The following is a 23,351-nucleotide window of genomic DNA, read 5'->3' on the forward strand; positions in this document are numbered from 1 at the left end:
ACACTTTCGACAGAACGTGATAGAATTATATTAATTATGGGCATGTTATTTGGTGGATACGGTGCCCAGGGGGTAAAAATTAAAAGGGTAAAGGGTGTATATGTTATGACAAGGAAGAGGATTGCGGTACTGACAGCCCAGGCTGATGAGTACACCCAGGGTAGATTCCTCTCGGGGTTTTTTGAGAAGGCATTTCAGCTTGATTATGATGTGTGCGTGTTCTCAATGTATCTGAAGTATCAGGATACAGCTAACAGAGAAGTGGGGGACGCCAACATATTCAACCTGATAGAATTTGACAAATATGATGCGGTGGTCATATGTACTGACAGGATCAGGACGCCGGGAACAGAGGAGGGACTCCGGTGGCGTGTGGAGCATGAGTTTGATGGTCCGGTACTGATAGTCGGCGACGAGATAGAAGGATATAAATCCATAAATATTGATCACAGAAAGAATATATGCGGGCTTACGGATCATCTCATAGAAGAGCACGGATACCGTGATATAGTGCTGCTTGATGGCTGGGAGAATAATGCCAATTCCGAGCTGAAGAAGCAGGGATTCTTTGACAGCATGAAGAGTCATGGTATCGCTGTGGATGAATCGTCGGTCTACTATGGCAATAACTGGTTTGACTCAGGACGCCAGACCGCAATGGGGATAACAGAGAACAGAGACAGACTTCCACAGGCTGTGGTGTGTGCCAGTGATCACATGGCACTGGGGCTGGCGGCTGAGCTGGAACAGAGAGGCGTTAAGGTCCCTGAGGATATAGCGATAACGGGATATGACGCTGCGGAGACGAACGATGACAGAGTCATACCGCTGACATCGGTTGATATACCTGCAAAGGTTGACGGCGAGTACGCCGCAAAATGGATAGACGCAGAGATAAACGGAAGATCTCTGGAGAACTATAGGAGCAGTGCATCTATACACTGGGGAAAAAGCTGTGGATGTGAGCATTGTACGGAGAAGCCGGGAAAGAGAGACGTGACGGCATGGAATATGAACACTCAGCCGGGAAGCTATGGTTCATACTATAACCATATGATGGAGGATCTGTTATCCCAGAGAGATTACAGGGAATTCTACAATACCATATTCCAGTATGCCCACACGGATGGCAACATGAGCAGTTTCAGTCTCTGCCTTAATGAATATTGGAAGTTTCCTGAGGTCATGATGGGGTCAAATGCACTGAGAGTCGGATACACGAAGAATATATACAGGGTCATCAGAAGCTGCGGTGATGGAGACGGTGCGATAGATTTCGATGACTGTTTTGACGTGTCAAGACTGATACCTGAGCTGGATGCAGACAGGGACAGACCTGAGGCTTACATATTCACTCCACTCAATTTCGACGACAGATGTTTCGGATATGCGGTTGTGAGCTATGGAAGCGAGTGCAGGGCGTACGATATTTCATATAGCACATGGATCAAGCAGATCATGCAGGGCATGGAGGCGTTCTACAGACAGGCGAGTCTTCAGAAGCTTCTGGACAAGGTCAATGCATCGCAGATCCGTGATGATCTGACCGGAGTGTACAATTATAACGGATTTATGGCGAGGTGTAGGGATATGTGTGACGATGCCGTTGCACATGGCAGGAGCATTGAGCTGCTGGCGATAGATATAAAGGGACTGGGACATATAAATGCAAGCCTCGGCAGAAAGGTCGGAGACGAGGCCATACAGGCACTTGCCAGAATTATCTCGGCATCCCTTGAGAAATCAGATGTATGTATGAGAATGTGTAACGATGAGTTCATCGTGGCATATCAGGTGATGGGTGATGCGGAGGATCACGCAGAGACCATAGTTAAGAGCGTTGAGAGCAAAGTTGAGGACTTCAACAGGACGAATGGGGACAACTTTGTCGTGGAGATATGTTATGCGGTGGACAGACAGATGGTTGCAAATGCGGAGGCTCTGGACAACTATGTGAACGCACTCATAAGCAACAAGAACAATGCCAAGATGAAGGCGTACATTGAGAGCACGAGAAATGCAGAGCTGTCACAGGAGGATATAGAGAAGGACAAGCTTGCCACGGAGATCCTTGACAGGAATCTGCTCACATATCATTTCCAGCCTATAGTTAATGCCCGCACAGGTCAGATCTATGCCTATGAGGTGCTCATGAGATCGGCAGGAGAGCAGTACATGTCTCCTCTTGACATAATACAGAGTGCTGAGAGACTTGGACGTCTGAGCGATGTGGAGAGAGCCACATTTATCAATGTGTTGAGACTCGTTGAGGACAAGCGAGAGGAACTTGAGGGCAGAAAGATATTCTTTAACAGTATACCGGGCTGCAGGCTGTCGGAGGAGGACACTGCTGTCATAGAGGGCAAGCTCAGAGAATTTGGCGGACAGGTGGTCGTGGAATTCACCGAGGAGGCTGAGATGAGCGACCAGCTTCTGGATCAGATAAAGGACAAGTACGGCAGGATGAACATTGAGACAGCCATAGATGACTATGGCTCAGGCTATTCAAATGTCAACAATCTTCTGAGATATATGCCGCGTTACGTGAAGATAGACAGGATGCTCATGACAAATATACATGAGGATCCGCAGAAGCAGCATTTTGTCAAGGATATTATAGAATTTGCGCATGACAATGATATCGTGACTCTTGCGGAGGGCGTTGAGTTGGATGTTGAGCTCAAGGAGGTCATCAGACTTGGCGCGGATCTCATTCAGGGTTACTACACGGCGAAGCCTTCACCGGAGGCGATTGCGGAGATAGATAAGAGGATCATAAACGAGATAGTACAGTACAATCAGAACGAGATCACAAAGTATGGCAAGAAGACCTACGTCATAACCGATGAAGACGAGATATCTATGGTTCAACTTGCATTTAACAAATATACGGCACTTGATTTTAAGAAGATAGATGATCAGTACAGGTACGTCAACATGACAGGTACACCGGGCTTCAAGTCCAATATGCTGATAACCATAGGAGAAGGCTTCAGAGGCGAGCTCAGGGTGGACAGCATAAGCCTTGGAGGAGAGAAGGGCATACCTTGTATAAAGATAGAAGACAACTGCGATGTCAGGATAGTCCTCACCGGAGACAATGAGCTGCGCACAGGCGGTATACAGGTAGCCGAGTCGTCAAAGCTTGAGCTTGCCGGAGATGGAGATCTGAGGATCACACTTGCGGGTGGCAGATACTTTGGAATAGGAAACGATTTTGCGTCGAGACACGGAGATCTGTATTTCAATCAGGATGGAACGCTGTCCATAACGGCCACCGGAATGAGGGGCATTGGAATAGGATCCGGCCTTGGCGGTAATATATATATTAGACACGGACGATACGAGATAGATCAGAGAGGTCAGGAGGGTGTGATGATAGGCTGCATGGACAGCGACTGCACTCTTCACATAGAGAACTGCGACATGGAGATATACAATGGAATCGCCAGAAGTGTATCCATAGGCTCATATAACGGAATCGCGGATATAGCTATTGACAATATATCCGGCAAGATATCCGGGGCATCCATATCGACAGCAGTCATAGGAACCATGAATGGAAAGTCCTGCAGGGTTGCCATGAAGAATATCAATATTACCATGAACATCAGGGCAAATGAATGTTATGGTATAGGCTGCCGTGAGGGCGATACGGACGTCAGCATACAGTACGCTTACGTCAAGGTGGTGGCACAGGGCAAGGATGCCTACGCCATGGGTAACAGCACCCACACCGCCAGACTGGAATTTTCCAACTCGGATATCAACACACAGGTGATCAACAGTGTGGGAACTGATATAGGTGCAGAGGAGAAAAATATCGTGATCGGTAACGGCAGAGTGAGCTTCATGGTGAACGGAATATCAAAGAACAGGGAAGTGCAGATGACCGATCTGTAGGCGCCTATTCCGAAGCGTACAGTTAATCATTATTAATATTGTGTTGTTGACTGTTGTGAAGTATAATACAGCCGATTGACATGATGGGAGAATATTTATGGTTTTTTCGAGTTTAATATTTTTGTTTGTTTTTCTCACTGCAAACCTGATAGCATATTTTGCGGTGAGCCCTGAGAAACGCAATAATGTATTGCTGATATTTTCACTGGTGTTCTATGCCTGGGGAGGCCCGAGATATCTTCTGCTCCTGGCGGGAGAGACTCTGGTGAGCTGGCTGTTTGCCATTCGCATAGATGAGGCACGTGCCGGATATACCAAGAGATCTGAGAAGTTTTATCTTGTGTGTGACCTTGTGATAATGCTTGGCTGTCTTGCGATATTCAAGTATCTGGGATTTTTCCTCGGCAACATAAAGGCAGTGTTCGGCGTGCCGAAGACCGTGCCTGGAATAGCTCTCCCAATAGGAATCTCTTTCTATACATTCCAGCTCATATCATATGTGGTGGATGTGTACAGGAACGAAGTCAGACCACAGAGAGAATACTGGAAGCTCCTTCTGTATTCAAGTCTGTTCCATCAGTGTATAGCGGGACCTATCGTCAGATATGAGACCGTTGCTGATCAGATAGACAACAGGAAGATAACAGCGAACGACATATACATGGGACTGAGAAGATTTTCAGTCGGACTGGCAAAGAAGGCGATACTGGCCAATTCCTGTGCCAGCATAGCCGACACCCTACTCCCGGCGGGAGTGGCGAGCCTCAAGGCTCAGACGACACTTGAAATGTGGCTTGGAATGATAGCGTATATGCTTCAGATATACCTTGATTTCTCAGCATACTCAGACATGGCCATCGGAATGGGAAGGATGGTAGGTTTTCACTATGATGAGAACTTTAACTACCCATATATGGCTACATCGGTAAATAATTTCTGGAGGAGATGGCACATATCACTCAGCTCATTCTTCAGGGATTACGTATATATACCGCTTGGCGGCAACAGATGCAGCACAGCGAAGTACATCCGCAACATGGCTATCGTGTGGTTTCTCACGGGAATGTGGCACGGAGCAAGCTGGAATTATATATTCTGGGGAATTTATTATCTGGGCTTCCTCCTTCTGGAGAAGTTTTATCTGGGCGGAAGACTCGGCCCTGTGGCATCCAGAATATATACGCTGCTCGTTATCCTGTTCGGATGGACCATATTCAGATTTGAGAGCCTTCGTGAGCTTGGAACAGTGCTTGCGGGAATGTTTGGAATAGGAACATCGGGATTTGCAAATATGGCACTTGGAACAATATTTGTGAAGAACATATTCTTCCTGATATTTGCATGTATTGCGTGTACGGATCTGGGCAAGAGACTCAGAAAATGGGCTATAGAAGTTGGAAAGGTTAACCCACTTGTATTCAACGTGTTCAATGTAACTGAGATGATAACACCGGTACTTATGCTCGTGATCTCAGTGCTGGCGCTTGTGGGTGCAAGCTATAATCCTTTCCTGTATTTCCAGTTTTAATGGGTGATTTTTATGAAGAGAAGATATACCAGAAGTCAGAGACAACAATTAAAGAAATTCAGAACTCTGGGTGTTCTTATATTTGCCGCAGTCATGGCGATAGGAGCATTTATCGGTCTGCTGTTTTTTGTCAGACCTAAGAAATCCACGATGGAGAAGAGGACACTTGCAAAGTTTCCGTCATTCACCATAACGTCATTCCTCGACGGATCATACTTCGAGGACGTGTCACTGTGGTATTCTGACACATACCCTATGAGGGATAAGCTTGTGTCGGCTGACCAGAGCCTTAAGAAGCTGTACGGAATACAGCTCGGAACGCAGGTGGTTGGAGGAAATGCCAAGGGCGATGAGATACCTGAGGTGGACAAGAGTGCGGTGACCGCCACTCCTGATGATGCAGGCAAGGCGACAACTGAGAGTACCACGGAGGTTACGACAGAGGATCCTGAGATAGGACTTCCTGCGAGTCTGACATCGAAGAACAAGCAGGATGCGACAACTGAGAGCGGTTCGGTCCAGATGGTCGATCCACCAGATTCAAAGGCTATGGACAATGCGTTCCAGAAGCAGCTTCAGGACAACCTGTATGTGAAGGATGGTTCTGCGTACAGCCTGTACTATTTCGTTCAGGACTCCGCAACAGAATATATAGATGCTATCAACAATGCAGCGGCACAGCTCTCGGGCCAGACAAATGTGTACGATATTCTTGTGCCGAACAATTCAGGTGTCCTGCTATCGGATGACGAGCTGGATAAGCTTGGCGGTTCCGATCAGAAACAGGCGATAGAGTATTACTATGGCATGATGAATGGCGTGAAGACGGTCGATATATTTGACACGTTAAAGGCGCATAAGGATGAATATATATTCTTCAGGACAGATCACCACTGGACCGCGGATGGCGCGTACTATGCGTATGAGGATTTCTGCAAGACGAAGGGCATAACGGCCATTCCACGTGACAAGAGGAAGACGGATACCTTCAAGGGATTCCTCGGAAGCTTCTACAGCACCCTGCAGAACTCTGACATGAAGAATAATCCTGATACGATATACGCCTACGAACCGATAGGAACAAATGACATGACCTACTGGAACGAGGATGGCTCGGAGCAGAAGTGGAATGTCATAATGGATGTGAATGGATGGGATAAGGGAACCATGTATTCTACATTTGTGGGCGGTGACACGCCGATGGCAGTGATAGAGAACCCAAAGGTGACAGACGGTTCATCGTGTGTAGTAATGAAGGAGTCCTACGGAAATGCATTTATTCCATTTCTTGTGGATCACTACTCCAAAATATATATCATAGATTACAGATATTCACAGGTAAACATCCTTGACTTTGTGAAGAGCAAAAAGGTCAATGATTTTATCTGTATAAATAACATATCTCTCATAGGAGATAAAGATGTGGCGGCTACTATAAGCAGTCTGCTGCACTAGGGCATAATCGGAGGATTTGCAGACAGATGCCCGGAGATGGTCAACAGATATATGGAGACTGCTTCTGAAGGTACCAGAGGATTGTTCATGTTCTGCACCATAGATAATGACAAGGATGTGGACGTGTTCCAGGCGCTTGCAACTGTCGACAGACTTCTCTATCAGGAGAAGCGTGCAAAGAAGCTTCGCCGGATGGCTGAGTAAGACAGATATAAAAGACAAAATATATAAAGGCTTGAAAGAAGGAGAATGTATCATGGAGAGGTTAGGTTTCATAGGCATGGGTAATATGGCACAGGCACTCTGTGCAGGATTTGTGAATTCAGGGAAGATAGCGGCTGAGAGTGTATATGCATATGCACCACACTATGACAAGCTGGTGAAGAACTCAGAGAAGTATGGATTTACCCCGTGTAAGACACTTGCAGAGCTGGTGGATGCCGTGGATACGGTCATCATGGCATGCAAGCCTTATCAGATCAATGACGTTCTCGTTGAGATAGGAGAGAGACTTCACGGCAAGGCTCTTGTGTCGGTGGCAGCTGGCTGGGATTTCAGAAAGTACAGCGAGTATTTTGACAGTTCTGTGAGAGTGCAGTTTGTGATGCCGAATACTCCGGCAATGGTATATGAGGGAGTTATGCTCTTTGAAGCACAGAATTCCCTTGAGGAGGAAGAAAGGACACAAATCAAAGAGCTGTTCGCGGCTGTGGGAATTGTGGAGGAGCTTCCATCGAATCTCATGGGAATAGGAGGCGCAGTAACCGGCTGTGGTCCTGCATTTGTGGATCTGTTCATAGAGGGATATGCGGATGCAGCGGTTAAGTATGGTGTGCCTAGACAGACTGCGTACAGACTCATATCACAGATGATACTTGGTTCAGCAAAACTTCAGCTAGAGACAGGGGAGCATCCCGGCGTGTTGAAGGACAATGTATGTTCCCCTGCGGGAACAACCATATGCGGTGTTGCATCCCTCGAGGAGTCAGGCCTCAGGAGTGCATGCATTAAGTCTATAGATGCGATCATGAATAAGTAATAACGGCAAATCCCCTGTATGATTGAAATATCATACAGGGACTTTTTTATTTCTTGACTTTTTTATTTCTTGAATTTTGAGAGGATGCTTATAAGCTGCCTTATGTTCAGCGGCTTTGACAGGTGTTCGTTCATGCCTGCCAGACGGCATCTTTCGAGATCTTTAGCAAATGTGTTGGCGGTGATGGCGATGATAGGAATGTTCTGTGCATTCGGATGCTCGAGCTTTCTTATGGCGTAGGACGCCGAGATTCCATCCATCACAGGCATCTGAAGATCCATAAGGATACCGTCGTAGGTTCCGGCAGCAGATGTGGAGAACATGTCAACGCACACGGAGCCGTCCTCAGCGCGCTCACAGGAAATACCATTCACACCCAGAAGTTCAGACACGACCTCATAGTTGAGTTCGTTATCCTCTGCCACCAGAAGGTGCATTCCTACACACAGGGATTCTGCGTCGCTGCTATCACCGGATTGTCCAGACCACAGATCATCCTTTATGATATAAGGGACGTCGATGCTTACCTCGATGATAGTTCCACCACCCGGATTGCTCTGTACTGTGATGGTACCCTGCATTAGATCCACAAGCTCCTTTACTATGGCGAGCCCCAGACCGCTTCCGCGCACTTTGCTGATCCTGGTGTCTGTCTCGCGGGAGAATTTGTTGAACATGCTCGCCTGATATTCAGGCTTTATTCCAATTCCCGTGTCGCTTATTCTGGCGACGAGACGTATCTTATCGGAGCCTGGTATATTTTCCTCATATAATTCAAATCCAACGTCGCCATGACCAGGTGTGAACTTGATGGAGTTAGACAGCAGGTTAGAGTAGATCTGTTTCAGCTTGAGTCCATCGGCCAGGATGTAGTCGTGATATATATCGTGACAGTTGAAGGTTATATTGAGTCCGTCGTTCATGAGAGCCTGATCGAAAACCATGTTCAGAGTATGACACAGCTCGGATACAGATGTCTCACAAGGCTTGAGCTGCTGTCTGCCGTTTTCCAGATTCGTTATGTCAAGGATGTTGCTGACGAGCTGTTCTATATAAGCCCCGGACGTCCTGAGCTTGCCCAGACAGTCGTCTATCTTGCTTGGATCGCCTAGTGATCGCTTTGCTATGTCGGCAAATCCCATTACGGCATTCAGAGGTGTTCTTATATCGTGAGCCATCTTGGACAGGAACTCGGACTTTGCCTCATTGGCCTTGTTGGCTTCCTCTGCCAGGAGCATCCAGTTCTGTTCACGTCTCTTTTGTTCGCTGATAAGCCTTGTTGCATACAGTATGCTGGTCACGTTGCCGAGAGCATCTCGCTTTTTTACAATAAATCTTGCCGAGTGCCAGTTGCCGTCGTTGGCGAGATAATCCATGGCTATGGTCTCGTCTGTGTGGAGACGCTCTGCGATGGTCGACAGATCGAAGAAATCAAGTATCTTGTCCTGATATTCGGGAACGACGAAGCGGTGACACAGCTCCTTCATCTTGGAGGAAGCTCTTCCCATGCGGCCTGTAAGTTTGTGTACCTTGTTATCACTGGACACCTCCTCGTACATGTCCTGTGTAAGATCTATCCTGTATATTGAGAAGTAGATCTTGCTTATGGCGGATATGATCTCGTTGTTCAGGTTAGCCTCGTCAAGTGCCTCCTGCAGCTGTCTCCTCGAATTTTGTTCAAAGCTCACAAGCTCGTCTATCTGCTTGAAGCCAATCAGCACCCTTGAAGCTGAGGCCGCTGAAAAAGGGAATATCTCTGCCTCAAAGTTTTCCTGACCCGCTGCGTTCGGAGTCACCCGGTATCTGTAAGAGAGCTTAGGGTGAGAGGCAAGATGATTCTGTATATGCTCTGCGCTGAGGATTTCTGTGAAGTCTGGGGCAGATTCTTTGATGACATATTTTTCATAATACTGTCTGATCAGCTCTGAGTAGCAGAATGCTTTCCCGGCTTTGATGTCGTATATGTGGGCAGCGTTTGCCACCGGGTCAAGCTTTAAAGGCTCGAGGGAATCATTCTGAAGATCAACGCAGTAGACGGATATGTAGTCTGTGCACAGGACTGACATGAACATCCTTTCACGGTTCAGATCCGACAGGCTCTTTTCGAGTGAATTATTGCGCTGCTCAAGAAGCTCGGTCATTCTGAGAGTCTCCCGTACATTTCCGAGATGACCGCCCACAACCCCAAGCAGACTTATAAAGGATTCCGAACTCTCTATGTGGGGATTGTCCACACCGATAAAGCCTTTGAGCTGGTCCTTATAGAAGATAGGAAATGCTATCTCAGAGTGGATATTCTGCATGACCAGAAGCTGATACTCGGAAGGCATGAGATCCTTCACATCCTCCACGTTATCTATGATTATACTGTCGCCGCGCTCAAATGCTTCCAGCCAGTAAGGCATGTCGGCGGAATCCACGGACTGAAGATTGTCAATCCATGGCTGCACATTGTCACCGCACCACTCATATGAGTTGCGGAATACGTTGTCAGTCTCATCCCAGTCAAAAATATAAACTCGTTCTGACGAAGTGCAACTTCCGATGATACGGAGCAGAGTCTGTATGGATGCCCGGAGTTCAAAACGGTTCTGAGCTCTGTCAATGGCAACCATCTGCTGTAATATAACAAAATTATCCATAAAATACCCCCCCTTTATGTGTGTAGGTTTTTGATATATTAATATATAAAGCTCTGTTTTTAAGACAATTTTACCTATTTTGAGAGAAAAAATCTATATTAATGGCAATTAATTCCATAGACAATATTGTTTAGGAATTATAAAATTATTGTGGGTGATTGTAAAGCTTTAACATATTTTTTCTGGGACATTAAAAATACTATGTTGAGGAGTTAATTAAATGAGAGAAAAAGTATTGATAGTCGATGACATTGAGCTGAATAGAGAGATACTTGCAGTTGCACTTGGTGATAAGTATGAAGTGATTCAGGCTGCTGATGGTATGCAGACCATAGACATACTGAAGTCAGAGAGTGAAGGGATAACAGCGATGCTCCTTGATCTGATCATGCCGATTGTCGATGGATATGCGGTGCTTGATTACATGAGAGAACACGAGCTGCTTGACAGGATACCGGTCATAGTCATAAGTGCGGAATCAGCCAGGGATGTTGAGGTAAAGTGCCTTGAAATGGGGGTTACGGATTTCGTCAGAAAGCCATTTGACAGTGTGACAGTCAGACGCAGGGTCAAGAATACCGTGGATCTGTTCATGTATAAGAATCATCTGGAGGATAAAGTCAGACTGCAGACAAGAGAGCTGGAGGAGAAGAACAAACTGTTTCAGGCTCAGGCAGAGCAGATACGTGAGACCAATGAGAAGATAGTGGACGTTTTAGGCACGGTTGTTGAATACAGAAATCTTGAGAGCGGTGAGCACATCAAGAGGGTAAAGGAATTTACCAATATACTTGCAGAGAAGGCTGCGGAGAAATATCCGGAGTACGGCCTTACACCGGAGAAGATAGCTGTAATAGTTGCAGCCAGTCCACTTCATGACATAGGCAAGATAGCCATCAAGGACAGTGTGCTCCTGAAGCCGGGCAGGCTTACAGATGAAGAGTTTGAATATATGAAGACCCACACGACAAAGGGCTGTGAGATACTTACACAGATTGCAGGCACGTGGAGTGAGGAATACGAGAAGATCAGCTATGAGATATGCCGCCACCATCATGAGAGATATGATGGAAAGGGCTATCCTGACGGACTGGCCGGTGAGGATATACCGATATCGGCACAGCTTGTGTCCATAGCGGATGTGTATGACGCTCTTGTGAGTGACAGGGTATACAAGAAGGCTATAGAGAAGGGCAAGGCATATCAGATGATACTTGATGGAGAGTGTGGAACATTTTCACCGAGACTTATAGAGTGCTTCAAGGAGTCCAGACAGGAATTTGAAGAGCTTGTGTGCAGATATGAGATGAAGAAGGAGAACCAGATATGAACATCAGAGAGTGTTATGATACAATAGGAGCAGATTTTGAGGATGTACTTGGCAGACTTGGCAGTGAGAGCCTTATACAGAGATTCGCACTTAAGTTTATAGATGATGGAAGCTACAATGAACTGACAGAGGCTATTACGGAGAAGAATGCTGAGAAGGCATTCAGGGCAGCACATACACTGAAGGGGATATGTCTGAACCTTGGACTTAAGAATCTGTATACAGTGAGCTCGGATCTGACAGAGAAGCTCAGGGGGAGAGAGCTTGATGGATATGAGGCTTTGTATGAGAAGGTCAGTGAGCAGTATAAGATAACTGTAAATGCTCTTAAGAGTGTTGAATAGATCATTGTAGTGTGAGAAAAGAGAGGGGACTTATAAGATGAAGAAGAGGACTATTGCCAGAATGATGGCGGCCGTTATGGTCGTGAGTATGCTTGCTGGTTGTGGTGACTCAGACGGCGATACAGCGAAGAATGTGAATCTTGATCCAGATCATCCGGTATCACTGAAGATATGGCATTACTACAATGGAACCCAGCAGGCAATATTTGACAATCTGGTTGATGAGTTCAATGCTACCAAGGGCAAGGATGAAGGGATATCTGTCCAAGCCGGTGAACATAGGAAAGTTTGAGGAAATGCTCTACGAGGTATGGAGCAGTCATAACAGAGAATTCAGCGTATTGCGCTAAGGGGGGGATAAATATGACACAGCACTTGCAGACGATGATGTGTGAATACACCATACTGATAATCATGCTCTATATAGGTGTGAGATGTCTTAATCAAAGAAATAATAAGATCATAAGATTGTTTTCTCATTTTGTATTCGGAGTAATTGCTTTCCAGATAATAAATATACCTGTAAGAATGGTTGACGCAGGACTGGTGCGTATGCCGGCCGCGGTGGTTTTTGTGTTGAATTGCGGATTCATGATCGCAGAGACATTTGTGACATATGAATGGTTTTATTTTTTCGAGAGTATACAGAATTCATTATTTGTGGAAAAAAAGATAATACGGGTATTGCGCAGTATTCCGCTTGTTCTGATGATTGTGCTGTGTGTGGTCTCGTGGTGGACAGGCTGGCTTTTCTACGTGGATGATACGGGCATGTATCGCAGAGGAGTATTGTTTGCACTTCAGGTGGTGCTTCCGTATACCTATGTATTTGTGACACTCGTCAGTGCGATAGTATATTCCATTACCAGAAGAGAGAAGAGATCTGCTGTCATCATAACTATAGCACTCATACCTGCGCTTATATGTTCAGTGTTGCAGATTGTTGCGGGTGGTTCTTATGTTCTGGCTGGACTGACGCTTTCGGCGATGTTCGTGTATATAGAGCTTTGCATGGAGGATATCAGAAAGATTGAGAAGCTTGAGGTTATCGAGAAGGCCAACCACGATCTGGAGAATGCCCTGGATATGGCGAATAAGGCTAACAACGCCAAGACGGTGTTCCTCAACTCCATGTCTCATGATATAAGAACCCCTATGAACGCGATAATAGGCTTCACAGACCTTCTGAATGACAACCTGTCCGACCAGGACAAGGCGCGCGATTATATAGCCAAGATCAGATCATCAAGTGATTATCTGTTGTCTCTTATCAACAATGTATTGGAAATGGCGAGGATAGAGAGTGGCAAGACAGAACTGGACGAGAGCAGTATATCACTCAAAAGTCTTGATTCGGTGTACTGGCTGTTTGAGAGCCAGATGAAGGAGAAGAACATAGACTTTACATGGAATGTGAATGCCCAGCACAATAATATACAGTGTGATGTTGTGAAACTGAAAGAGATACTTATGAACATCATCAACAACGCATACAAATATTCTCTTCCGGGGGACAGCGTTACCGTGAATATAGACGAGCTTCCGTGCGACAGGGACGGCTATGTGAAGATCCGCACGATGGTGAGCGACACGGGAATCGGAATGTCAGAGGATTTCCTGGAGCACATATTTGAGGATTTCAGCAGGGAGCAGACATCTACGGAGAGTGGACAGTTCGGAACAGGACTCGGCATGGCGATAGTCAAGAAGATAGTCGATCTCATGGGCGGAGATATAGACGTACAGAGTGAGCCGGGCAAGGGAACCACATTTACCGTGACGCTCACACACAGAATATCGGAGGAGATAACTGACATAGGTGCGGTCTCGAAACGCAATGAAGATTATTCATTTGAGGGCAGAAGAATACTTCTGGCGGAGGATAACGACCTGAATGCGGAGATAGCCATGACCATACTTGCCGGCGCAGGCATGGAGGTCGACCACGCTGCAGACGGAATCCAGTGTATAGACATGCTGGAGAAAGCGGAGCCTGAATACTACGATCTCATTCTCATGGATATACAGATGCCGAACATGGACGGCTACAAGGCAACCATGCTCATACGAAAGCTTGACGACAAACGGCTTGCAGATATACCTATAATCGCCATGACCGCGAATGCGTTCAACGAAGACCGTAAGAAAGCATTTGAAGCGGGCATGAACGGACACATAGCAAAGCCGATAAGCGCAGCGGATCTAAAGATGACGCTGGCCGGGATCATGGAAGAATAATTTTGATGATTTTCCACATAATAACTCCAAAGCAATTATTTAACATGCAATGGAGGGTTGATACTGTTTATGAAGGCGACAGGAATAGTGAGAAGAATAGACGATCTCGGAAGGATAGTCGTCCCGAAGGAGATAAGAAAGGTCCTCAGGATAAGAGAGGGGGATCCACTGGAGATATTTACCGGCAAGGAGGGCGAGATCGTTCTCAAGAAGTATTCGCCCATGGCTGATCTGACTGCATTTGCACAGCAGTATGTGGAGGCCATATCCCAGAGCCTTGGGCTTCCCGTGGCTATCACGGATCGTGATTCTGTCATAGCGGTGGCGGGGATGCCTAAGAGGGAGCTGATGGGCAAGGAGCTTCACAGTGAGCTTGAGAGCGTGATAAACGACAGGAAAGCGATAGTTGCCCGCAAAGGCGATGCGAAGTTCATACACATAACCACAGACGACCTGGATTACGATGGACAGGTGGTGCAGACCATCATATCAGAGGGCGATGCAGTGGGCTCTGTCATCGTGATAGTGCGTGACAGCGGACACAGAATAGGAGAGATAGAGCAAAAAGCAGCGGTGATCGCGGCGGCATTTTTGGGCAAACAGATGGAAGGGTAGCCGGTAATGCAAGAATTTGGCAAAAAGTGAGTAAAATCAAGGGGTTTCGGCCTCGAAATCCCTTATTTTCCTTGACAAATATAACCATTTTAGGTATAACTATACATGTTGAGCTCAGAGTTTTCTGCTTTTGCGGGTAGCAGGCGGATGACAGAGAGCATTTATTTTTTTAAAGGAGGAATTATCTAATGAATAAGACAGAATTAGTTGCAGCAATCGCTGAGAAGACAGAATTATCAAAGAAGGACGCTGAGGCAGCATTAAAGGCTTTCACAGACGTTGTAGCAGATGAGTTAAAGAAAGGTGAGAAGATTCAGTTAGTTGGATTTGGTACATTCGAGGTATCAGAGAGACCAGCTAGAGAGGGTAGAAACCCAAGAACTGGCGAGACAATGACTATCGCTGCTTCAAAGGCACCTAAGTTCAAGGCTGGAAAGGCATTAAAGGATTCAATCAACTAATCTTTAAGGGTTTGATATGAGACTTGATAAATATCTTAAGGTATCCAGGATCATCAAGAGAAGAACCGTGGCGAACGAGGCATGCGATGCCGGAAGAGTCATGGTCAACGACAAAGTGGCTAAGGCCGGAACCGATGTCAAGGTTGGAGATGTTATCGAGATAGCATTTGGCAACAAGACGGTGAAGGTCAGAGTTACAATGATTGCAGATTCCACTAAAAAGGAAGATGCCAAGGATATGTTTGAGTATGTGTAAAAATATGCCGGAATATACATAGTGTATTCCGGCATATTTTTTTTGTGGGCTCATATAGTTTATTAAATAGCTTGAGAAGGTTTCTGAACATGGGGGAAGTTAATAAGGCAAAAACCCACAAGGTGGTCATGGACAACAGGAACAGTCTGTCCATGACAGGGATCAGCAAGGTCACATCCATAGATCCTGATCTGGTTCTGCTGGTGACCGAGCAGGGGAAACTCAAGATAATAGGCAAGAATATGCAGGCGACAAATCTGGACCTTGACAAGGGAATACTGGATCTCACAGGAAATATCAACTCCATGATATATTCGGGTGACAAGGAAGGTGCTTTTTCTATAAAGGGGTTGTTCAAGTGATGAGCGATATGGCGGCAGGGCAGCTCTGGGGATATGGGATAAGTGTTGCAGCCGGAGCGTGCTCAGGTGTACTGGGATCGCTGTTCTGGTTCATCTCAAAGCTCTTTAGGAACAGCCGTGCGGTGGCGTGGATATGCGATATTACACTTTGGTTGATATTAAGTGTAGTAGTTATGGCGGTCAGTTACATATGCTGTGACGGAGATCTGAGACTATATATTTTTTTAGGATTTTTTTCAAGTTTTTTACTTGTATTTTTTACTATAAATTGGGCTGCTTCGAAAATTGCAAACCATATATTGTGTAAGAAAAAACAAGATTCAAAAAATGTGAAAATGTGACGGCGAAAAGTGCGTTGACATAATTAGTCTTAAATAGTAAAATTATGTCAATATGTTCGTTTGGCTACGAACTTTTTGTATATTATTACAAGAAAAGACAAGTAATAAAGTAATGAATGGGGAGTTTCTAATGAGTAAGACGGTCGGCAGATCAAAGTCAAAAAAGAATAACAAGATCACAACGAAGCTTGGAATGGTTCTGGTTGTGAGCTGTCTGATATTGCTGGCAGTGGTTGTACTGTACAAAGCACAGAGCCTGAAAGCACAGAAGGAGAGCCTGCAGGTTCAGGCGGCGGAGCTTCAGGAACAGCTTGACAGTGCGAAGGAAGATTATAAGAAGCTTGAAGAGCGTGAGAAATATATGCAGACAGATGAGTATGTTGAGGATGTGGCCAGATCACAGCTCGGTCTCATATATCCTGACGAAATCGTGGTAAAGCCGGAGGAATAAAGTCAGAACATAGCGGATGCTGATTTCAGCATTCGCTATTTTTTTGCGCATTTGACGGATATACTTCTTGTCACTATGAACAGGAAGGCGGGAAAGTGTTGATGAGAGAAAAGGTAAATGGGTTCGTCGGAGTGATGGCGGTGGCTATTCTGTGTATGGTCAGCGGCTTATGCATGGTCTGGGGGATAGCCCCGGTGGTTCTGGCTGTGTATGTGGCGGCCTGTGCGGTGTGTGGGAGATACATGATAACCTGCATCGGGTGTGCGGCGGGAGTCGCAGCCGGATCTATGGGCATAGCAGGGCTGTTGCACGCAGATGAGTATATGATACCGGGGCCTGTGTATTCCGGTGTGATGGTGACGGAGAAATATCTGGTGCTGCTGGGACTTGCGATGTGTCTTATGAAGATCGTGTACTCCAGAAATTCCAGATCGTATGTCAGGGTGATCGTCGTCATGTCGGCTGCCGTGCTTATGGGAAACATAGTGGTATATGCGGATAACATGCTTATGGCTGCCGCTTATGGAGTGGTGGAGGCTGCGATATTCATGTGTGCCAGTGTGATACTGAAACCGGGGATTGGACTTCTATATACATATATCTGCGGGGATGCCTCGGATGTGGAGAGGGATGAGAGCTGGAATGTAAGTCAGGGCATAGTGAGCCTCATGGCGCTGGCGGCGGTCGTTCTGTGGGTTGTTCCGGGTGAGGATATCTACGGTGTGAATCCGGCATTTATGCTGGCTCTAGTTCTGATATTGTACGCGGTGTATAGAACTGGAGCGGTGTACGGATGCGGAATGGCGGCGGTGGCGGGAAGCATCGTGTCGGTCAAGCTGAATGACAGCAGGTGGCTCATGTGGATGCTCCTTGTGACGCTGGTCATGCTCATAGGCCGGGCACTCACTGGGAGAAGAAAGGTGTCTGCAAGTCTGTTCTATGTTCTGGGATGCGTTCTTGCCTCCGTGGCGGATGGGACAGTGCTGTGGAACGGCTCTGGGCGGGAGATCGCATTTTACTATATAAATATCGCCGTTCCGGTCGTATTGTTCGCGTGTATACCTGGTGCTCTGCTGGGCGCCATGGACGAGGAGACAGATCCGGCGTGTCTTCAGGCGGCCGCTGCGGAGATTAACAGACTCACGGCCTGCAAGATAGAAGATATGGCAAATGTGTTTAGACGGCTCGATTATACATTTGCCGGGAGCGATGAGCCGGCGATAAGCTTGGGACAGATCGGCGAGCTCGTGGATGGCTTCAGGAGACAGATAGATCTGATAGGTGAGGCGAGGGAGATATCCGATGAAAAGCTGCTGGGGCAGATAAGATCGCTGGGGATGGACGAGGTCAGGGTCACGGCATCCATGGACAGTGGCAACAGGAGCCGATACTATGTGGCGGGAAAAACGTCAGGTCAGGGCATGGTGCTGTCAAGACAGGTGGCTGATGTACTGAGTGGGTACTTCAGGAAGAATATAAGGGCGGGCATGGATTCGCCGAGCCTTTTCTTCGATGAGTATAGATCTGCCGTGTACGAGGAGGCGGCGCGTTACAAGGGGCGTTACCATGTCAGAAGGATAAAGAAATATGGCTCTCCGGTGTCGGGGGATAATTTCTCGGTGAAGGAGTATGAGGATGGCAGGCTGGTGATGATGCTGTCTGACGGCATGGGAAGCGGAAGCCTGGCCTCCTGCGAGAGCTGCATGATGCTGGACACAATGGAGGAGCTGCTGGAGGCGGGATTTACCCCGGAGTACAGCATTGCATTTGCCAATCGATGTATGTCCAGAAGAAATAAGGGCAGAATATTCACGACATTTGATATGGTGGTCATAGACATGTACGACGGCACCATGAGGAGCTTCAAGCAGGGGGCGTCGGTGACCTATGTGATACGCCCGGGCGATGATGGAAATGAGGTCCGCCAGATAACGAGCACTACTCTTCCCGTGGGCGTGCTGGACGATGCCGAGTGCGACATGGCGGATGAGAAACTTGCGGCGGGGGATGCCGTGGTCATGGTAAGCGATGGGCTCTCGGATATGGATGTGTCCGATCACATGCAGGATGTGCTCAAGGGAATAAGAGTGGGTGACAGCAGACGGATGGTCGATGATATACTGGGCGCCATGATAGGACAGGGGGATGTGTCGCTTCGGGATGACGTGACGGTCATGGCGGCGGTGATATCAGGATCTGAGAAAAGTAGCGCAGCCTGAGTAACTCTATGCTATAATATGAAATTATGATATTTACAGAAGGATAAATGTATGGATGTATTTGAAAAAAATGTTCTTGAGTATATAAGAAAATACCACATGTTTGATGGTATAAGTCACTGCGTGTGCGGTGTGTCCGGCGGCGCGGATTCGGTGAGCCTGCTCACGGTGCTGGCAAGGCACAGGGCGGAGCTGGGAATAGATATACACGTTGTACACATAAATCACATGATACGCGGTGAGGCTGCGGATGGTGACCAGAGCTACGTTGAGACTTTGTGTGGTGAATATGGTGTCACATGCGACTCTTACAGGATCGATGTCAGGAAGCTTGCGGAGCAGGCCGGACAGACCGTGGAGGAGGCCGGACGCCATGCAAGATATGATGCATTTGACAGGATGCGTGCCAGATATGCGGATGAGGGCTGTGTGATCGCAGTCGCCCACAACCGCAACGATGTGGCTGAGACGGTTCTGTTCAACATGGCGAGGGGAACCGGAATGGGCGGCATAAAGGGTATAGCCCCGGTGAGGGATCACATAGTGAGACCGCTTCTTGGGAGCGACAGGAGCCACATAGAGGAATATCTTGACCGGCAGGGGATCAGATACTGTACGGATGCCACCAACAATGAGGATGATTACACCAGGAACAAGATAAGACACAGGATACTTCCTCTTATGAATGAGATAAATGGACAGGCCACGGAGCACATTTGCCAGATGGCCATGATGGCGGCTGATTACGAGCGGCTTGCTGCCGGACTGGTTGATGATTTCCTGACGGGACAGGGAATTGATGTCAGAAGTGAAGGCTGTGGCTGGACCGGAGACAGCACTGACCGGAGATATGAGCTGGACATGGCGGCTCTCAAGGAGCAGGACAGGCTCGTGCAGGAGCTTGTCATAAGAAAGCTCATCGGAATGGTGTGCGGAGGCCTGAAGGATATCGGCATGAGCCATGTGTCGGAGGTTACGAAGCTGTACTCGGCTGACACCGGGGCGGGGATCAATCTTCCTGCCGGTGCGAGGGTGTGGCTGGAGTACGGCAGACTGGTATTTGCCGGCGGTGAGAACCGCGCCGGTGACCAGAGCTGTCAGGATGGCGGGCTGCCGGGCTGCGTGGACATAGACATCACCTGTGATGGTGAGTATGAGCTGTGTGAGGGAAGGCTTACGGTCAGGATCTACGACAGACCTGAAGCCCTTGATCTTGCAAAAAAAGAGTGTACGAAGTTTCTTGATTATGGTAAAATAAAACAGTGTCTGCAGTTGCGGACATTTGAAAACGGGGATTATATAGTCGTTAATTCTGCGGGCTCGAGAAAGAAGCTCAACCGTCTGTATACTGACTGTAAGATACCGGTGGACAAGCGGCGTCATATTCCACTTGTGACATCCGGGCAGGAGGTCGTGTGGGCCGTGGGACTCAGGATTGGCGAGAATTATAAAGTGACAGAAGATACACAAAAGATAATTGAGTTGAATTTTAACAGGAGGAAACAGAGTTGAAAGAACAGATTGGTGTTATGCTCAGCAGCAGTGAGGTGGAAAACAGAATAAGCGAGATGGCAGCAGCCATAGATAAGGCATATGAGGGAAAGACGATACATTTGATCGGAATCCTTAAGGGAAGCGTGTTCTTCATGTGTGAGCTTGCGAAGAGAATGAAGAGTCCGGTCACCATGGACTTCATGTCTGTGAGCAGCTATGGCGATGGAACAAAGTCATCAGGTATTGTCAAGCTGAACAAGGACCTTGATGAGTCTATAGAGGGAAAGGATGTAATCATCGTGGAGGACATTCTTGATTCGGGAAGAACCCTTTCATACCTTGTGAAGCTTCTCGGCGAGAGAAAGCCTGCAAGCCTTGAGGTTGTGACCCTGCTTGACAAGCCGGACAGAAGAGTTATCCCGGTTGAGCTGTATATGACAGGTTTTGAGATCCCTGACAGATTTGTTGTGGGATACGGCCTTGACTGTGCCCAGAAGTACAGAAACCTTCCATATATAGGTGTCATAGAGCAGTAATATATTGATTAAGGAGCATATACATGGAAAATATGGATAAGAGAAAATTCAGGAATGGAATGATAATCTATCTGTTGATCCTGATAGTTGCTTTCATCCTCATAAACAGATGGATGCAGAGCGACAAGATTGAAGTGACCACCACTTACAGTTACACAGATCTGACAGAGGATTTGGATGATGGCAAGATATTGGCATTGTCGATACAGCCAAATGCAGAGATTCCTACGGCGATAGTTCAGGTGCAGTTCACCAACGGAAAGACTCTTGCATTTTATTCCACAGATGTCAATGATGTCGTGAAGATTTATAACGACTATCAGGCAAGTGTGGACAAGTATAATGCGACCGTAAGCTCGGATGACGATAAGAAGGTCGTTGCCAGATGCAGCCTGAACGATGTGGAGAAGACGAGCATATGGAGTGTGATAATTCCGTATGCCCTTGTCATGATCGTCATGTTCTTTGTCATGCTGCTGTTCGTGAGATCATCACAGGGCGGTGGAGGCCAGATGATGAACTTTGGCAAGAGCAGGGCGAAAATGACAGAGCCTGATGAGAAAGAGAAGGAAGATAAGAAAAATAATAAGAAGAAAATAACATTTGACGATGTTGCCGGTCTCAGTGAGGAGAAAGAGGATCTCGAAGAGATAGTGTGCTTCCTCAAGAACCCAGGCAGATTCATCAAGGTCGGTGCACGTATACCGAAGGGAGTTCTTCTTGTCGGCCCTCCTGGAACAGGTAAGACACTCATGGCAAAGGCCATAGCAGGAGAGGCGGGGGTTCCGTTCTTCAGTATTTCAGGATCAGACTTCGTGGAGATGTTCGTCGGTGTCGGTGCAGCGAGAGTGAGAGATCTTTTTGCACAGGCAAAGAAGAATGCACCATGTATCGTATTTATAGATGAGATCGATGCTGTTGCCAGACAGAGAGGTACAGGACTTGGCGGTGGACATGACGAGCGTGAGCAGACTCTGAACCAGCTCCTTGTAGAGATGGATGGATTCGGAGCGAATGAGGGAATCATAGTTCTTGCAGCTACCAACCGTGTGGACATACTGGATAAAGCGATCCTCCGTCCGGGACGTTTTGACAGAAAGATATCTGTCAATCCTCCTGATATCAAGGGCAGAGAGGAAATCCTCAAGCTTCATGTTGCGAACAAGCCTCTGGCAGAAGATGTTGATCTCAACGAGATCTCCAGAACAACAGCCGGATTTTCGGGAGCTGATCTTGAGAACCTGATGAATGAGGCTGCGATCTCTGCTGCGAAGGCCGGCAGGGAATATATCAATAAGGAAGATGTCGACAAATCATATATCAAGGTTGGAGTCGGTGGTGAGAAGAGGAGCCATGTGGTCTCCGAGGAAGATCGTAAAATCACGGCATATCACGAGTCGGGACATGCGATACTGTTCCATCTCCTTCCATATGTTGGCCCGGTGCATATTGTGTCTATCATACCTACAGGTACCGGAGCCGGAGGATATACCATGCCGCTTCCACAGGGTGATCAGGAATATCTTACTAAAGCGCATTTGCTCAACGAGATAAAAGTTAGCATGGGCGGAAGAATTGCAGAGAAGATCATATTTGGCAATTTTACCACGGGTGCTTCACAGGATATCAAGATGGCCAGCGGTTATGCAAGATCCATGGTTACGAAGTATGGAATGTCCGAAAATCTTGGATTTATCAACTATGAGAGCGATGATCAGGAGGAGGTATTCCTCGGGAAAAATCTTGGACATACCAAGCCATACAGCGAAAAGATAGCCGCCGTCATAGATGAGGAGGTTAAGCGGATCGTTGACGAGTGTTACAGGGAGGCTTATGAGATTCTGGAGCAGAATGTGGATGTTCTTCACAAGTCTGCAAAGCTTCTTCTTGAGAAGGAGAGAATAACAGGAGCTGAGTTTGAAGCACTGTTCGATAGAGACGATGCTAAGGATGCAGATGCAGATGTTCAGAGCAACGGTGCAGAGCAGAGTACAGCAGAGAATGTAAATGCAGTAGATAATGCTGTTGCAGAGCAGAAAGCTGAGACTCAGACAGACAAACAGTAATATATAAAGACAATACAGATGCCCGCAGTTTTCTTGCGGGCATTTGGCTTATGTTGGATATATGACGGAAG

At 47.0% G+C, this 23,351-nt stretch carries 20 protein-coding genes; 19 read left to right on the forward strand and 1 reads right to left on the reverse strand.

Features of this window, described 5'->3' with window-relative positions; genetic code table 11:
• The first annotated feature begins 105 nt into the window (after positions 1 to 105).
• From DW159_RS08955 to proC, 5 genes are all read left to right on the forward strand, one after another.
• On the forward strand, positions 106 to 3,903 hold the full coding sequence (locus tag DW159_RS08955) for an EAL domain-containing protein (protein WP_242992653.1): 3,798 nt from the start codon (positions 106 to 108) through the stop codon (positions 3,901 to 3,903).
• A gap of 97 nt (positions 3,904 to 4,000) precedes the next feature.
• Positions 4,001 to 5,431, forward strand: a complete 1,431-nt coding sequence (locus DW159_RS08960) for an MBOAT family O-acyltransferase (RefSeq protein WP_117550149.1) — start codon at positions 4,001 to 4,003, stop codon at positions 5,429 to 5,431.
• Between the two features lie 12 nt (positions 5,432 to 5,443).
• Positions 5,444 to 6,886: a DHHW family protein gene (locus DW159_RS08965; RefSeq protein ID WP_117550151.1), complete on the forward strand. Its 1,443-nt coding sequence runs from the start codon at positions 5,444 to 5,446 to the stop codon at positions 6,884 to 6,886.
• A 36-nt stretch (positions 6,887 to 6,922) separates the two neighbouring features.
• On the forward strand, positions 6,923 to 7,090 hold the full coding sequence (locus tag DW159_RS13630) for a hypothetical protein (RefSeq protein WP_158547596.1): 168 nt from the start codon (positions 6,923 to 6,925) through the stop codon (positions 7,088 to 7,090).
• Between the two features lie 52 nt (positions 7,091 to 7,142).
• Positions 7,143 to 7,925: a pyrroline-5-carboxylate reductase gene (gene proC / locus DW159_RS08970; RefSeq protein ID WP_117550153.1), complete on the forward strand. Its 783-nt coding sequence runs from the start codon at positions 7,143 to 7,145 to the stop codon at positions 7,923 to 7,925.
• Positions 7,926 to 7,987: 62 nt separating this feature from the next.
• Here the strand turns inward: proC and DW159_RS08975 are convergent, their stop codons facing one another.
• Positions 7,988 to 10,567 (reverse strand): hybrid sensor histidine kinase/response regulator, encoded by a 2,580-nt coding sequence (locus DW159_RS08975; protein ID WP_117550155.1) that lies wholly within the window; start codon positions 10,565 to 10,567, stop codon positions 7,988 to 7,990.
• Positions 10,568 to 10,787: 220 nt separating this feature from the next.
• Between DW159_RS08975 and DW159_RS08980 the strand changes: the two genes are divergently transcribed.
• The 14 genes from DW159_RS08980 (at position 10,788) to ftsH (ending at position 23,280) form a co-directional block, all read left to right on the forward strand.
• Complete coding sequence (locus DW159_RS08980; protein ID WP_117550157.1) at positions 10,788 to 11,897, forward strand: HD domain-containing phosphohydrolase; 1,110 nt, start codon at positions 10,788 to 10,790, stop codon at positions 11,895 to 11,897.
• Positions 11,894 to 12,241 (forward strand): Hpt domain-containing protein, encoded by a 348-nt coding sequence (locus tag DW159_RS08985; protein ID WP_117550159.1) that lies wholly within the window; start codon positions 11,894 to 11,896, stop codon positions 12,239 to 12,241. The genes DW159_RS08980 and DW159_RS08985 overlap by 4 nt, the downstream gene beginning before the upstream one ends.
• Before the next feature lie 37 nt (positions 12,242 to 12,278).
• On the forward strand, positions 12,279 to 12,533 hold the full coding sequence (locus DW159_RS08990; RefSeq protein ID WP_117550161.1) for a hypothetical protein: 255 nt from the start codon (positions 12,279 to 12,281) through the stop codon (positions 12,531 to 12,533).
• Between the two features lie 71 nt (positions 12,534 to 12,604).
• Positions 12,605 to 14,479 (forward strand): hybrid sensor histidine kinase/response regulator, encoded by a 1,875-nt coding sequence (locus DW159_RS08995; protein WP_117550163.1) that lies wholly within the window; start codon positions 12,605 to 12,607, stop codon positions 14,477 to 14,479.
• A gap of 69 nt (positions 14,480 to 14,548) precedes the next feature.
• Positions 14,549 to 15,094, forward strand: coding sequence for a stage V sporulation protein T (gene spoVT, locus DW159_RS09000; RefSeq protein WP_117550165.1), 546 nt, complete (start codon positions 14,549 to 14,551; stop codon positions 15,092 to 15,094).
• 188 nt (positions 15,095 to 15,282) lie between these two features.
• Complete coding sequence (locus DW159_RS09005) at positions 15,283 to 15,555, forward strand: HU family DNA-binding protein (RefSeq protein WP_015534609.1); 273 nt, start codon at positions 15,283 to 15,285, stop codon at positions 15,553 to 15,555.
• Positions 15,556 to 15,571: 16 nt separating this feature from the next.
• Positions 15,572 to 15,811: an RNA-binding S4 domain-containing protein gene (locus DW159_RS09010; protein WP_117550167.1), complete on the forward strand. Its 240-nt coding sequence runs from the start codon at positions 15,572 to 15,574 to the stop codon at positions 15,809 to 15,811.
• A gap of 89 nt (positions 15,812 to 15,900) precedes the next feature.
• Complete coding sequence (locus tag DW159_RS09015) at positions 15,901 to 16,173, forward strand: YabP/YqfC family sporulation protein (protein WP_055272159.1); 273 nt, start codon at positions 15,901 to 15,903, stop codon at positions 16,171 to 16,173.
• A gap of 8 nt (positions 16,174 to 16,181) precedes the next feature.
• On the forward strand, positions 16,182 to 16,514 hold the full coding sequence (yabQ, locus tag DW159_RS14205) for a spore cortex biosynthesis protein YabQ (RefSeq protein ID WP_242859117.1): 333 nt from the start codon (positions 16,182 to 16,184) through the stop codon (positions 16,512 to 16,514).
• Positions 16,515 to 16,644: 130 nt separating this feature from the next.
• Positions 16,645 to 16,965: an FtsB family cell division protein gene (locus DW159_RS09025; RefSeq protein ID WP_055145071.1), complete on the forward strand. Its 321-nt coding sequence runs from the start codon at positions 16,645 to 16,647 to the stop codon at positions 16,963 to 16,965.
• A 101-nt stretch (positions 16,966 to 17,066) separates the two neighbouring features.
• Positions 17,067 to 19,184, forward strand: a complete 2,118-nt coding sequence (locus DW159_RS09030) for a SpoIIE family protein phosphatase (protein WP_242992654.1) — start codon at positions 17,067 to 17,069, stop codon at positions 19,182 to 19,184.
• A 51-nt stretch (positions 19,185 to 19,235) separates the two neighbouring features.
• Entirely contained in the window at positions 19,236 to 20,696 is a 1,461-nt protein-coding gene (tilS, locus tag DW159_RS09035; RefSeq protein WP_117550171.1) for a tRNA lysidine(34) synthetase TilS, read from the forward strand.
• Complete coding sequence (hpt, locus tag DW159_RS09040) at positions 20,693 to 21,214, forward strand: hypoxanthine phosphoribosyltransferase (protein WP_022216999.1); 522 nt, start codon at positions 20,693 to 20,695, stop codon at positions 21,212 to 21,214. Before tilS ends, hpt begins: the two co-directional genes overlap by 4 nt.
• A 23-nt stretch (positions 21,215 to 21,237) precedes the next feature.
• Positions 21,238 to 23,280, forward strand: a complete 2,043-nt coding sequence (gene ftsH, locus DW159_RS09045) for an ATP-dependent zinc metalloprotease FtsH (RefSeq protein WP_117550173.1) — start codon at positions 21,238 to 21,240, stop codon at positions 23,278 to 23,280.
• Positions 23,281 to 23,351: the final 71 nt, after the last annotated feature.

This window comes from Coprococcus sp. AM14-16 (assembly GCF_003434675.1).
Taxonomy (GTDB): Bacteria; Bacillota; Clostridia; order Lachnospirales; family Lachnospiraceae; genus Coprococcus; species Coprococcus aceti.

Coding starts and splice junctions, on each gene's coding strand:
- DW159_RS08955 (WP_242992653.1), top strand. CDS start 106: ATGACAAGGAAGAGGATTGCGGTACTGACAGCCCAGGCTGATGAGTAC.
- DW159_RS08960 (WP_117550149.1), top strand. CDS start 4,001: ATGGTTTTTTCGAGTTTAATATTTTTGTTTGTTTTTCTCACTGCAAAC.
- DW159_RS08965 (WP_117550151.1), top strand. CDS start 5,444: ATGAAGAGAAGATATACCAGAAGTCAGAGACAACAATTAAAGAAATTC.
- DW159_RS13630 (WP_158547596.1), top strand. CDS start 6,923: ATGGTCAACAGATATATGGAGACTGCTTCTGAAGGTACCAGAGGATTG.
- proC (WP_117550153.1), top strand. CDS start 7,143: ATGGAGAGGTTAGGTTTCATAGGCATGGGTAATATGGCACAGGCACTC.
- DW159_RS08975 (WP_117550155.1), bottom strand. CDS start 10,567: ATGGATAATTTTGTTATATTACAGCAGATGGTTGCCATTGACAGAGCT.
- DW159_RS08980 (WP_117550157.1), top strand. CDS start 10,788: ATGAGAGAAAAAGTATTGATAGTCGATGACATTGAGCTGAATAGAGAG.
- DW159_RS08985 (WP_117550159.1), top strand. CDS start 11,894: ATGAACATCAGAGAGTGTTATGATACAATAGGAGCAGATTTTGAGGAT.
- DW159_RS08990 (WP_117550161.1), top strand. CDS start 12,279: ATGAAGAAGAGGACTATTGCCAGAATGATGGCGGCCGTTATGGTCGTG.
- DW159_RS08995 (WP_117550163.1), top strand. CDS start 12,605: ATGACACAGCACTTGCAGACGATGATGTGTGAATACACCATACTGATA.
- spoVT (WP_117550165.1), top strand. CDS start 14,549: ATGAAGGCGACAGGAATAGTGAGAAGAATAGACGATCTCGGAAGGATA.
- DW159_RS09005 (WP_015534609.1), top strand. CDS start 15,283: ATGAATAAGACAGAATTAGTTGCAGCAATCGCTGAGAAGACAGAATTA.
- DW159_RS09010 (WP_117550167.1), top strand. CDS start 15,572: ATGAGACTTGATAAATATCTTAAGGTATCCAGGATCATCAAGAGAAGA.
- DW159_RS09015 (WP_055272159.1), top strand. CDS start 15,901: ATGGGGGAAGTTAATAAGGCAAAAACCCACAAGGTGGTCATGGACAAC.
- yabQ (WP_242859117.1), top strand. CDS start 16,182: ATGGCGGCAGGGCAGCTCTGGGGATATGGGATAAGTGTTGCAGCCGGA.
- DW159_RS09025 (WP_055145071.1), top strand. CDS start 16,645: ATGAGTAAGACGGTCGGCAGATCAAAGTCAAAAAAGAATAACAAGATC.
- DW159_RS09030 (WP_242992654.1), top strand. CDS start 17,067: ATGAGAGAAAAGGTAAATGGGTTCGTCGGAGTGATGGCGGTGGCTATT.
- tilS (WP_117550171.1), top strand. CDS start 19,236: ATGGATGTATTTGAAAAAAATGTTCTTGAGTATATAAGAAAATACCAC.
- ftsH (WP_117550173.1), top strand. CDS start 21,238: ATGGAAAATATGGATAAGAGAAAATTCAGGAATGGAATGATAATCTAT.